The 12,095-nt window shown below is 50.4% G+C and carries 17 protein-coding genes; 15 read left to right on the top strand and 2 right to left on the bottom strand.

The features are described from left to right. Positions 1-72 precede the first annotated feature (72 nt). The 6 genes from AC1WIP_RS04690 (at position 73) to AC1WIP_RS04715 (ending at position 4,732) form a co-directional block, all read left to right on the top strand. Complete coding sequence (locus tag AC1WIP_RS04690; RefSeq protein ID WP_481140728.1) at positions 73-777, top strand: N-acetylmuramoyl-L-alanine amidase; 705 nt, start codon at positions 73-75, stop codon at positions 775-777. Between the two features lie 100 nt (positions 778-877). Then, complete coding sequence (locus AC1WIP_RS04695) at positions 878-1,963, top strand: L-threonylcarbamoyladenylate synthase (protein WP_481140729.1); 1,086 nt, start codon at positions 878-880, stop codon at positions 1,961-1,963. Then, positions 1,960-2,391, top strand: a complete 432-nt coding sequence (gene rpiB, locus AC1WIP_RS04700) for a ribose 5-phosphate isomerase B (protein WP_481140730.1) — start codon at positions 1,960-1,962, stop codon at positions 2,389-2,391. Before AC1WIP_RS04695 ends, rpiB begins: the two co-directional genes overlap by 4 nt. 24 nt (positions 2,392-2,415) lie before the next feature. After that, on the top strand, positions 2,416-3,045 hold the full coding sequence (upp, locus tag AC1WIP_RS04705; RefSeq protein WP_481140731.1) for a uracil phosphoribosyltransferase: 630 nt from the start codon (positions 2,416-2,418) through the stop codon (positions 3,043-3,045). A gap of 13 nt (positions 3,046-3,058) precedes the next feature. After that, on the top strand, positions 3,059-3,544 hold the full coding sequence (locus AC1WIP_RS04710; protein WP_481140732.1) for a deoxycytidylate deaminase: 486 nt from the start codon (positions 3,059-3,061) through the stop codon (positions 3,542-3,544). A gap of 21 nt (positions 3,545-3,565) precedes the next feature. Next, on the top strand, positions 3,566-4,732 hold the full coding sequence (locus AC1WIP_RS04715; RefSeq protein ID WP_481140733.1) for a cell wall hydrolase: 1,167 nt from the start codon (positions 3,566-3,568) through the stop codon (positions 4,730-4,732). 61 nt (positions 4,733-4,793) lie between these two features. Here AC1WIP_RS04715 and AC1WIP_RS04720 read toward each other — a convergent pair whose 3' ends face one another. Together AC1WIP_RS04720 and AC1WIP_RS04725 are read right to left on the bottom strand one after the other, a co-directional pair. Then, positions 4,794-5,273, bottom strand: coding sequence for a DUF402 domain-containing protein (locus tag AC1WIP_RS04720; protein WP_481140734.1), 480 nt, complete (start codon positions 5,271-5,273; stop codon positions 4,794-4,796). A gap of 13 nt (positions 5,274-5,286) precedes the next feature. Beyond that, on the bottom strand, positions 5,287-5,823 hold the full coding sequence (locus AC1WIP_RS04725; protein WP_481140735.1) for an N-acetyltransferase family protein: 537 nt from the start codon (positions 5,821-5,823) through the stop codon (positions 5,287-5,289). A 176-nt stretch (positions 5,824-5,999) separates the two neighbouring features. On the opposite strand from AC1WIP_RS04725, the gene AC1WIP_RS04730 reads away from it, so the two are divergent. The 9 genes from AC1WIP_RS04730 to atpD all read left to right on the top strand — a co-directional run. After that, positions 6,000-6,272 carry an AtpZ/AtpI family protein gene (locus tag AC1WIP_RS04730; protein ID WP_481140736.1) on the top strand — a complete coding sequence of 91 codons (273 nt, stop codon included), beginning with the start codon at positions 6,000-6,002 and terminating at the stop codon, positions 6,270-6,272. Next, positions 6,259-6,654, top strand: coding sequence for a hypothetical protein (locus tag AC1WIP_RS04735; protein WP_481140737.1), 396 nt, complete (start codon positions 6,259-6,261; stop codon positions 6,652-6,654). The genes AC1WIP_RS04730 and AC1WIP_RS04735 overlap by 14 nt, the downstream gene beginning before the upstream one ends. A gap of 4 nt (positions 6,655-6,658) precedes the next feature. Further along, complete coding sequence (gene atpB, locus AC1WIP_RS04740; RefSeq protein ID WP_481140738.1) at positions 6,659-7,390, top strand: F0F1 ATP synthase subunit A; 732 nt, start codon at positions 6,659-6,661, stop codon at positions 7,388-7,390. 34 nt (positions 7,391-7,424) lie between these two features. Then, positions 7,425-7,679: an ATP synthase F0 subunit C gene (atpE, locus tag AC1WIP_RS04745; RefSeq protein ID WP_318684507.1), complete on the top strand. Its 255-nt coding sequence runs from the start codon at positions 7,425-7,427 to the stop codon at positions 7,677-7,679. A gap of 50 nt (positions 7,680-7,729) precedes the next feature. Further along, positions 7,730-8,245, top strand: a complete 516-nt coding sequence (gene atpF, locus AC1WIP_RS04750) for a F0F1 ATP synthase subunit B (RefSeq protein WP_481140739.1) — start codon at positions 7,730-7,732, stop codon at positions 8,243-8,245. Then, positions 8,233-8,781: an ATP synthase F1 subunit delta gene (atpH, locus tag AC1WIP_RS04755; protein ID WP_481140740.1), complete on the top strand. Its 549-nt coding sequence runs from the start codon at positions 8,233-8,235 to the stop codon at positions 8,779-8,781. The genes atpF and atpH overlap by 13 nt, the downstream gene beginning before the upstream one ends. A 28-nt stretch (positions 8,782-8,809) precedes the next feature. Further along, a complete protein-coding gene (gene atpA / locus AC1WIP_RS04760; protein WP_481140741.1) occupies positions 8,810-10,312 on the top strand; it encodes a F0F1 ATP synthase subunit alpha in 1,503 nt (500 codons plus the stop codon). Between the two features lie 41 nt (positions 10,313-10,353). After that, positions 10,354-11,220 (top strand): ATP synthase F1 subunit gamma, encoded by an 867-nt coding sequence (gene atpG, locus AC1WIP_RS04765; protein WP_481140742.1) that lies wholly within the window; start codon positions 10,354-10,356, stop codon positions 11,218-11,220. A gap of 40 nt (positions 11,221-11,260) precedes the next feature. Then, on the top strand, positions 11,261-12,095 hold an 835-nt coding region (atpD, locus tag AC1WIP_RS04770; protein WP_481140743.1), incomplete at its 3' end, for a F0F1 ATP synthase subunit beta.

Here is a 12,095-nt window from a genome sequence, read left to right on the forward strand (position 1 = left end):
AATATGGGGAATGCAACTGTTTTACTTAAAAACGGCATATATATGGTACAAAAAGAATTGGGAAGAAAATCTATGAGTGATTTTCAAAATAAGCTTTTATCACTGATCATGGGGGTTATGCTTTTGGTGTCCATGCTTTTTGTGGGAAGGGAAGCGGCCCGGTATGTGACAGGACAAAATGTAAAGGTGCTAAAAGACGGGCCCTGTGTGGTGATTGACGCCGGACATGGAGGAGACGATCCGGGCAAGGTTGGAATCAACGGGGCCCAGGAAAAGGATATCAATCTGCAGATTGCCTTGCTTGTAAAGACATTTTTGGAGCAAAACGGCGTAAATGTGGTGATGACCAGGGAGGATGAGGATGGGCTTTACGACCGCAGCGCATCCAATAAGAAGGTTCAGGACATGAAAAACAGAATCGCCCTGATTGAGGGGGTCGATCCTGACATTGTGGTGAGCATCCACCAAAACAGTTACCCGGAGGAATACGTTCACGGAGCCCAGGTATTTTATTATGACGGGAGCAGCCAGGGAAAGGAGCTGGCCGAAGCCTTGCAAAGGCAGCTGATTGAAAGGGCGGACCCGGACAATACCAGGCAGATCAAGGCAAATGACAGCTATTATCTCTTAAAAAAGACATCTGTGCCCATCGTGATTGTAGAATGCGGTTTTTTGTCCAATCAAGAGGAGGCCGAAAAGCTGTGCACACCGGAGTATCAGGAGAGAATCGCCTGGGCCGTCCATATGGGGATATTGGAGTACTTAAACGAGAGCTGACCTGAAAAACAGATAGGTTTGTCAAACATTTCTTTTCCTTTTCTGTAATCTGTGATATACTACCCTTGAGTATGTGATTTTTCCGGAAAAGAGTCATAAGATGGAGACAAAAATTGTAAAACTGGAATGCGGGGACGGCATTTTGTCCCCGGAGGACAAGGCGGCGCTGAAAGAGGCCGGAGAGGTGTTGAAAAAGGGCGGTCTGGTGGCTTTTCCCACGGAGACGGTATACGGTCTTGGAGGGGATGCACTGAATAAGGCATCCTCTCAAAAGATATATGCGGCCAAGGGAAGGCCCTCGGACAACCCGTTGATTGTGCATATCTGCAGGTTTGAGGATATTTATCAGATCGCTTCTGAGGTGCCTGGAGAGGCGGAGAGGATCGCAAGGGCTTTCTGGCCGGGGCCTTTGACCATGATACTTCCCAAGTCCGATCTGGTGCCCAAGGAGACCACGGGGGGATTGGATACGGTGGCTGTGCGTATGCCATCTCATCCGGCGGCCAGAGAGCTGATTGCCTGTGCCGGGGGATTTGTGGCGGCGCCCAGCGCCAACACATCGGGAAAGCCAAGTCCTGCTGCGGCGCAGTACGTTGTGGAGGATATGCTGGGGAAAATAGATATGATCGTGGACGGCGGCCAGGTTGGAATCGGTCTGGAATCCACGATAATCGACCTGACGGTTTCACCGCCCCAGATACTGCGCCCGGGATACGTGACAAGGGAAATGCTGGAGAAGGTATTGGGAACGGTGGAGGAGGATCCCGTCTTGCTGTCTGGGGACAGCAAAAAGCCTCCCAGAGCGCCCGGGATGAAGTACCGGCATTACGCGCCAAAGGGCGAGCTGACCATCGTGCAGGGGCCTCAGGAAGAGGTGGTGCGCTACATCAATTCCCGGGCAGCCAAAGAGAAGGCAGAGGGAGAAAAGGTGGGAGTGATTGCAGCCACAGAGACGCTTTCACTTTACCGGGCAGATGTGGTCAAAAGTGTGGGCAGCAGAAGGGATGAGGAGGAAATCGCCAGACATCTCTATAATATACTGCGGGAATTTGACAGGGAAGCGGTTACTAAAATTTATTCCGAGGGCTTTTCCAGCCGGGGATTTGGAGAAGCTATTATGAACCGGCTTTTAAAGGCGGCAGGCTACAGAGTGGTAGAGTTAAAGGAGGATATGGAAAACATATGATCGCACTGGGAAGTGACCATGGTGGGTATGAATTGAAGCAAAAGGTGATTCGATATCTGGAAGAGCATAACATTCCCTATCAGGATATGGGATGCGGCAGCAGTGAAAGCTGCGATTATCCGGTGTTCGGGCATGCGGTGGCAAAGGCGGTGGCCTCCGGGCAGTGCGATAAGGGCATTGTAATCTGCACTACGGGTATCGGTATCAGCATTTCCGCCAATAAGGTGAAGGGGATTCGCTGCGCATTGTGTGCGGACAGTCTTTCAGCCAGGCTCACGCGGCTGCACAATGATGCAAATATGCTTGCCATGGGCGCGGGCATTGTGGGAGAGAACCTTGCGCTGGAAATTGTAGATACATTTTTAAACACGCCCTTTTCTGGTGAGGAAAGGCATCGAAGAAGAGTGGAACAGATCGAAAAAATTTAAAAAGAGGAAACAGGGAGGAAGAAAATGGGTAACGTAATTATCATGGATCATCCGCTGATTCAGCACAAGATCGGGCTGATTCGCAGAAAGGAAACGGGAACCAAGGATTTCAGGCAGACCATTGGTGAGATTGCCATGCTGATCTGCTATGAAGCCACCAGAAATCTGCAGCTGGATGATGTGGAGATAGAGACTCCCATCTGCAAAACAAAGGTTAAGGCTTTAAAAGGAAAGAAAATGGCCATTGTGCCCATCCTGAGAGCGGGGCTTGGCATGGTGGACGGAATGCTTGAGATGATTCCGGCGGCAAAGGTGGGGCATATCGGTCTTTACAGAGATCCCAAGACCCTTAAGCCTGTAGAATATTACTGCAAGCTTCCTGCGGACTGCGCAGAGAGAGAGGTTTTTGTTGTGGATCCCATGCTGGCTACCGGCGGTTCCTCCGTGGCTGCGATTCAGATGCTGAAGGACAGAGGCTGCAGGAATATTCATTTTATGTGTATTATTGCAGCGCCTGAGGGTGTGAAGGCTATGCGGGAGGCCCACCCTGATGTGGATATTTATATAGGAGCCATGGATGAGAAATTGAACGATCACGGCTACATTGTTCCCGGGCTTGGAGATGCCGGTGACAGAATTTTCGGCACCAAATAACAGAGGAAGGCATATGAGCGCGAAAAGAAAAGATTATATTACCTGGGACGAGTATTTTATGGGTGTGGCGCATCTTTCGGGCATGCGCTCAAAGGACCCCAACACCCAGGTGGGCGCCTGTATTGTCAGCAGCGATAACAAAATATTGTCCATGGGCTATAACGGATTTCCGTCTGGCTGCTCGGATGATGATTTTCCCTGGGAGCGGGAAGGGGAGGAGCTGGATACGAAGTACCCTTTTGTGACCCACAGCGAGCTGAACGCCATATTAAATTACAGGGGCGGCTCCCTTGAGGGGACAAAGCTGTATGTATCTTTGTTTCCCTGCAACGAATGCGCAAAGGCTATTATCCAGGCGGGCATAAAGACGGTTGTCTATGACAGTGACAAGTACGAGGGAAGCCCTTCCAACAGGGCGGCCAAGCGGATGTTCGACGCTGCGGGGGTTGCTTATTATCCGTATCATAAATCAGGGAGACAGATTCATATTGAAGTATAGAAAGGCGAGGTTACCAAAGAATTGAAGGGCTTTAGAAAGCTTGCTGCGATCCTGGTAATTGTGCTGCTGGCACAGACCTTTCGCGCCGATGGGGACGGGGCCATGGTGAGCGCGTCCACCACACAGCAGCAGATACAGCAGAAGGAAGAGGAAAAGGAAGCACTGGAGAATGAACTGAATCAGACCCAGCAGAATCTTGAGGGCTTGCGGGAGGAGCACAGCTCTCTTCAGGGAGAGCTGAACAATCTGAATACACAGCTGTCTGAAGTCAGTCAGAATCTGGAAGAACTGGAAAACCAGATTTCAGAGAAGGAGCAGGATATTCTGGAGGCACAGGAGGCGCTTGCACAGGCGCAGGAGAAGGAAGCCTGGCAGTATGACCTTATGGTGACCCGTATCCGCTATACCTATGAGCACAATGAAACAGATATACTCAATGCCATCCTGCGCATGGGAAGCTTTGCGGATATGCTCAATGCAGCCGGCTACTTTGAGAAAATAGCGGCCTATGATCAGGACCTTATGGCGGAATATACCCAGAACCGTCAGCTCATTGAAGAGGAGGAGGCAAGGCTTCAGTCTGACCGGGCTGAGCTTGAGAATCTGAAAACCCAGGCAGAGGCGGAGAAAAGCAAGGTTTCCGGCCTGATCAGCCAGACCTCCAATTCCATTACCCAGTATGCGGATCAGATATCCGACGCAGAAGCAGCGGCGCTGGCCTATGAGGCGGAAATCAAGCAAAGGGAAGAGGATCTGGACTACTTAAGAAAGAAGCTTCAGGAAGAGCTGGCCATGTCGCAGGCCGCTGCAAATGCTACCTGGCGGGATATATCGGAGGTGACCTTTGAGGAGGGGGATAGATATCTTCTTGCGAACCTGATCTACTGCGAAGCGGGAGGAGAGCCCTACGAGGGACAGCTTGCGGTGGGAAGCGTGGTGGTAAACAGAGTGCTGAGCGCTCTGTATCCGGATACCATTGTGGGAGTGATCTATCAGAGCGGACAATTTTCTCCGGCAGCCAGCGGACGCCTTGAGCTTGCCCTTGCCTCCAACAAGGCCACCGAGAGCTGCTACCGGGCTGCTGACGAGGCCATGTCCGGTGTGACCAATGTGGGAAACTGTGTGTACTTTCGGACGCCGGTGGAAGGCTTAAGCGGCATTAATATAGGCGGGCATGTGTTTTATTAAGGGCTGGCAGGTTGGCCTGGCTTCGCTGGACATGCGGCATAAAAAATGGGACTGTAATTTCTTACAGTCCCAAATCATTGAAAGCGCTCTGCAGACGGTCAAATTTATCCCTGTAAATCAGGGAGAGAAGATAATGAAGCCTTCTTAAGCAGCAGGACATAAGCCCGGGTGTGATCAGACCCTTGTCCAAAGCATCCGCCAGCTCGTCCAAGTCCGCCACCTGTATTTCTCCGCCGGGGTGAAGAATCACATCGGCCAGCAGGTCCGTCACTGTGAGCATGTTTTCTTCCCGGTCAAATTCATAATCCACGATGTCACAATACCAGTAGAGCAGGGAATTGTCCTCTCTGTAGAATTTGCTGACCTTGATGCCCTTTTTCAGATAATAGCAGGAACAGCCATGGCTGAAGCCTGTCTTGGGCTTTAAGGTGTTCCATTTTGTGACAATTATATCATCGTCAGCCTTGATGATGACATCGTCCTTTAAAAGCACAATTTCCTGTGGGATAATTCGCTTCCGATAAATTTTTAAAGGTTCCATTTTTCGTATCCTTTCATAGCTGGGAGAAGGGAAGAAAAGGCTTGGGAGGAATCTGTCTGGGGAACAGCTCCTTTTCCATCCACACCATGTCCTGCCATTTTCCTGCCTTATAGCCGGAGGCGGTAAAATGCGCAGCCATATGATATCCAAAGCTTTCGTGGAAGGCAATGCTTTCCGGGTGGGGGTAGGAGATGCAGGCGCAAAGGTTACAGACATGCTGGGCAAAGAGCAGCCTTTCCAATTCTGTATACAGCGCCCGGCCAACTCCATTTCTGCGGCAGCTTTGACGTACGTAGATGGAGGTTTCTGCAGACCAGGCGTAAGCAGCCCGGTCCTTGAAAGGGGAGGCATAAGCGTACCCGAGCAGCCCGCCGTCGGCTTCTGCCACCAGATAAGGGTAATTTTCCAAAGTATGGCAGATCCGCTCTTGGAATTCCCCGGGGGAGGGAACCTGGTACTCAAAGGTAATCATAGTGTTTTCCACGTAGGGTGCATAAATTTCCAATAACCCGGGAGCATCCTCGGCACAGGCGGTGCGGATATGCAGCATGATATTACTCCTTTTTGCGTTTGTCGTAATCTTTTACATTGCTTTGTACAAATCTTACTTCCTGAAAACAGGAAAGTCAACGAGAAACTGATTATTTTTTCAATTCTTGTCCCTCTGCTGGACTTTTTCGGAAAAATTGGGTATAATTTACTATAGACTTCGTTTTGGGGGACCCTATGAAACCAAAAAGGCATTACAATAAAAGCGTATATCGTTCTCTTGTCCTTGTGATGCAGCTGGGATTTGATATGCTGGTTCCCATCTGCCTGATGACGGCTCTTGGAATCTTTCTGGACAGAAAGCTTGGAACCTCCTTTTTTGTGATTCTATCGTTCTTTGCGGGAGCCCTGGCAGGAGCCCAGAATATATACAGGCTGGCAAAAAAGATCATGGAGACGGATGAGGACCATGAAAAAAAGGAGCGGGAAAAGAAAGATGAAGATAAATAGAACCCTTGCGGAAATGCTGGCCGGCATTTTCTTTCTTGGAATCGTCTGCCAGATCATAGGAGCCTTTGTGGTGTCAGACCAGCTGCTTTATGCAAAAAGCCTGTGGTTTGGGATACTGCTTGCGGGGGCCAGCGCCGTTCATATGTACCGTTCTCTGGATCGGGCGCTGGATTTAGGCAAAGACGCGTCAAAGATAATTTTCCGGGCCTATGTTATCCGCTATGTATTAATCTTTGCGATTCTGTTTATCATTATGACAACGGGGGCGCTGCAGCCTCTGGTGGTCTTTATGGCTTATATGAGTTTGAAGGTAGCGGCCTTTTTACAGCCGGTTACTCATAAATTATGGTGTAAGCTGGAGAGTTTGAAAAAGGGGAGGTGAGAATATGAGATATGGAATTCTGTTGTCCGGCGGCTCTGACATTGACTTTATGATACACGGAGTATTTCAGTATTCCTTTTTTGGGCACCAGGTGTGGATTACCACCACTCATGTGTGCCTTTTAATTGTAATACTTCTTATTCTAGGATTTGCCATTGCGGCAAATCGGGTGATGGCAAGAGCGAAGGAGATTCCCGATGGTTTTCAGAATGTGGTGGAGCTGATTGTGGAAAAGCTGGACGGTGTTGTGGATGGCCCTCTTGGGAAAAGCGCGCCAAAATTTTATAATTATATCGGTACTGTCTTTATTTTTATTCTAATCAGCAACTTTTCGGGTCTGCTGGGCTTAAGACCGCCCACTGCGGATTATGGGGTGACGCTTCCCCTTGCTCTTTTGTCCTTTGTGATTATTCGTTACAATCAATTCACATGCCAGTCTCCAAAGGAAATATGGGATGGACTATGCTACCCGCTGCCTCGCTGGCTGCCCTTGTGGATGCCCATCAATTTGATCGGCATTATCGCCGTGCCGATCTCTTTGTCGCTGCGTCTGTTTGCCAACATTCTTTCCGGCACCGTTATGATGGCGCTGGTTTATGGACTGCTTGGCTGGATTGCAGCTGTATGGCCGGCGGCGCTGCATGTATATTTTGATCTGTTTTCCGGTTCTATTCAAACCTATGTTTTCTGCATGCTTACAATGACCTACATTGCAGATGCAAGGGGAGAGAGCTGATCATAAAAATTCAAACATTTTAGGAGGAAAGAAAATGGAATTCAATGAAAACTTTATTTTAGGATGTTCTGCAATCGGTGCAGGCCTTGCGCTTATCGCCGGTATTGGTCCCGGAGTGGGACAGGGTATCGCGGCTGGACACGCCGCTGCCGCTGTGGGCCGCAATCCCGGCGCAAAGTCGGACATCACCTCTACGATGCTTTTGGGACAGGCCGTTGCGGAGACAACAGGTCTGTACGGTCTTTTGGTTGCCATGCTGTTATTGTTTGTAAAGCCCTTACTGCCCTAAAAGCCCCATGAATAAAGATCTATTGCTTCAATAGAAGAAAGGAGGCAAACATGGAGAGGCTGTTTGACCTGGACTGGCAGCTTCTGGCGGACTCTTGCCTTTCGATTATTGCGATTTTTTTTCTGTTTCTGGCACTGAGCTATCTTTTGTTTAATCCGGCCAGAAAAATGCTGAATAACCGCAAGGATAAGATAAAAGGAGAGCTGGACGAAGCCCAAAGGAGCATGGAGGACGCCGGCAGGCTGAAGGCGGAATACGAGGAAAGGCTGAAAAATATTGACAGGGAGGCGGAGGAAATTTTAAGCTCTGCCCGCAAAAAGGCGCTGGCAAATGAGAGCCAGATTCTTTCCCAAGCAAAGGAGGAGGCTGCCCGCATTCTGGAGAGAGCCCGCATGGAGGCTGAGCTGGAAAAACAGAAAATGGCTGACAATATGAAAAAGGAAATGATTTCCATAGCGTCCCTGATGGCGGGCAAGGTGGTGTCTGCCACTGTTGACACTGCTGTGCAGAACCGTCTCATTGAGGAGACCCTGCAGGAAATAGGTGAGAGCACATGGCAAAGTTAGTTTCAAGGATATACGCAGAAGCCCTGCTGGAAACGGCGGCTGAGACCGGAAAGGGCCAGGAGATGCTGGAAGAAATCGAAGCAGTGAGTGAAATCCTGGAACAGAATCCGGAATTTGACACACTGATGAAGCATCCGGGTATTCCAAAGCAGGAAAAGGCTGGGGTTGTGGAGCGTGTCTTTCGGGGGCGTGTGTGCGATGAGATTACCGGTTTCTTAAAGCTGGTGGTGGAAAAGGAGCGCTATAGTCAGCTGCCCGCAATTTTCCGGCATTTTATGGGCCAGATGAAAAAGCTGCAGAAAATAGGCGTGGCGTATGTCACTACAGCCTTTGAGCTGACAAAGACCCAGAAGGAGCAGGTAGAAAAGCGGCTTTTGGAGACCACAGGCTATGTAAAGCTGGAGCTTTATTATGATATTGATCCGCATTTGATTGGCGGAATGGTGATCCGCATAGATGACAGAGTGGTGGACAGCAGCGTCCGCACAAAGCTGGATCACTTGACAAAACAACTATTAAATATCCAACTGGGCTAAGCCGTTGGAAGAAAGGTGAGACATCTCCATGAATTTAAAACCGGAAGAGATAAGTTCCGTGATCAAGGAACAGATTATGAGATATGCGGCAGATCTGGAAGTGTCCGATGTGGGGACAGTCATTCAGGTTGCCGACGGTATTGCCCGGGTACATGGGCTGGAAAAGGCCATGCAGGGCGAGCTGCTTGCGTTTTCTGGCGATGTATACGGTATGGTGCTCAACCTGGAAGAGGACAATGTGGGCGTGGTGCTTCTTGGAAACGCTGAAAATGTCAATGAAGGAGATACCGTGAAAACCACGGGACGGGTGGTGGAGGTTCCAGTGGGCGACGCTCTTTTAGGGCGCGTTGTGAATGCGCTGGGACAGCCAGTCGACGGACGGGGCCCTGTGCTTTCCAATCAGTTTCGGAGAATTGAGAGGGTGGCAAGCGGCGTTATTACCAGGAAAAGCGTAGATACACCGCTGCAGACGGGGATCAAGGCCATTGACTCCATGGTGCCCATCGGACGGGGGCAGAGAGAGCTGATTATCGGAGACCGGCAGACGGGAAAGACTGCCATAGCCATTGATACCATAATTAATCAAAAGGGACAGAATGTAAAATGTATTTATGTGGCCATAGGGCAGAAGGCCTCCACTGTGGCAAACATTGTAAAAACACTGGAGGAGCATGGAGCCATGACCTATACCACTGTGGTGATATCCACAGCCAGTGAGCCGGCTCCCATGCAGTACATTGCGCCCTATTCGGGCTGCGCCATCGGTGAGGAATGGATGGAGAAGGGGGAGGACGTGCTGGTGGTTTATGACGATTTAAGCAAGCATGCCGCCGCCTACCGCACCCTTTCTCTGCTGCTGCGCCGTCCCCCCGGACGCGAAGCATATCCCGGCGATGTGTTCTATCTTCACTCAAGACTTTTGGAGCGCGCTGCCAGAATGAGCGAGGAATACGGAGGAGGCTCTCTTACGGCCCTTCCCATTATAGAGACCCAGGCGGGGGATGTGTCTGCCTATATTCCCACCAACGTGATTTCTATTACCGACGGACAAATTTATCTGGAGACGGAAATGTTTAACTCCGGCTTCCGTCCTGCGGTAAATGCGGGACTTTCTGTTTCCCGGGTGGGAGGAGCGGCCCAGATCAAGGCGATGAAAAAGATAGCCGCCCCCATTCGTACAGAGCTTGCCCAGTACCGGGAGCTGGCTGCCTTTTCTCAATTTGGCTCCGAGCTGGATGCGGACACCAGAGAAAAGCTGGCTCAGGGCGAAAGAATCAAGGAGGTGCTGAAGCAGCCCCAGTATCAGCCCATGCCGGTGGAATATCAGGTTATCATTATTTATGCGGTGACACGGAAGCATCTTCTCGACGTGCCTGTGGAGGAGATCACAGGATTTGAGCAGGGATTGTTTGAATTTTTGGATACCAGATATCCGGAGGTGCCGGGGAAAATCAGAGAGGAAAAAGAGATTTCGCAGGAGACGGAGACGCTGCTGGAGAAGGCTATCCGTGAATTTAAGACTTCCAGATAATCTGCGGGATCTAAATTTGTATTGGAAAGAGAGGGCAGAATATGGCATCCATGCGAGATATCAAGCGCCGTAAAAGCAGTATTCAGGGAACCCAGCAGATTACAAAGGCGATGAAGCTGGTATCTACCGTGAAACTGCAGCGCGCCAGGGCAGACGCGGAGAGCTCCAAGGCCTATTTTGACTGTATGTACGAGACGGTAAACCACATTCTTTCCCGTGTGGGGAATTTGGAGCACAGATATTTAACTCCGGGGAAGGCCCGGAAAAAGGCTGTGATTGTCATCACCTCCAACAGAGGACTGGCGGGCGGCTATAACTCCAGTGTGGTAAAACTGGTGACACAAAACAGTGAATGGACGCCGGAAGATATTAAAATTTACGCCATTGGAAATAAGGGCCGCGATGCGCTGCAAAGAGGCGGCTACCATGTGGAGGCGATGGATTCCAGGATCATGGAGGAACCTGCCTATGGGGATGCCATGAAGCTGGCGGGGAGACTTTTGGAGGAATTTTCCAAGGACGAGATCGGCGAAATTTATCTTGCATATACTTCTTTCAAGAATACCGTGAGTCATGAGCCCGTTTTGCGCAGACTTTTACCGGTGGAGCGAAATCTGGACGGAGAAAGCCGGGAAGAAAGCAAGGGCCCGCTTATGAATTTTGAACCCCGGGAGTCAAAGGCGCTTGATCTGATTATTCCAAAGTATGTTACAAGCCTGATTTATGGCGCCCTGGTGGAGGCTGCAGCCAGCGAAAACGGCGCAAGAATGCAGGCTATGGATAATGCGACAAACAATGCAGAGGATATGATAAACGATCTGGCAATCAAGTACAACAGAGCGCGCCAGGGTTCCATTACCCAGGAGCTCACAGAGATTATCGGAGGCGCGGAAGCCCTTCAAATATGATGGAAGCGATGTCCGTCAAGGCGGACAGGGAGGTATAGAAATGGCAGGAGAGAATATAGGAAAGATTACCCAGGTCATCGGAGCAGTTTTGGATATCCGGTTTGACCAGGGAAAGCTGCCTAAAATAAATGAAGCAATTCGGATTCCTACCAGGGATGGCGGTGAGCTGACGGTGGAAGTGTCCCAGCATTTAGGCGACGACACAGTCAGATGTATTGCCATGGGGTCCACTGACGGGCTGGTCAGAGGCATGGAGGCGGCTGCCACAGGCGCTCCTATTTCTGTTCCCGTAGGGGAAAAAACATTGGGCCGTATTTTCAACGTGCTTGGACAGCCGATAGATAATCTGCCGGCTCCGGAGGGCGTGGACTATGAGCCCATCCACAGGCCAGCTCCGGATTTTGAAGAACAGTCCACAGACACGGAGCTTTTGGAGACAGGAATCAAGGTGGTTGATCTGCTCTGCCCGTATCAGAAGGGCGGAAAAATCGGCCTGTTCGGCGGCGCAGGCGTGGGGAAAACGGTATTGATTCAGGAGCTTATCCGCAATATTGCCACAGAGCACGGCGGCTATTCCGTGTTTACCGGCGTGGGGGAGCGCACCAGAGAGGGAAACGATCTTTATCATGAGATGAAGGAGTCCGGAGTCATCGATAAGACTACCATGGTGTTCGGACAGATGAATGAGCCTCCCGGAGCAAGAATGCGGGTGGGTCTGACTGGCTTAACTATGGCGGAGTATTTTCGGGATAAGGGCGGAAAGGACGTACTTTTATTTATTGATAATATATTCCGTTTTACACAGGCGGGGAGCGAGGGGGCTGCCCTGCTGGGACGTATGCCCTCCGCAGTTGGCTATCAGCCCACTCTGCAGA

The organism is Acetatifactor sp. (assembly GCF_982438285.1).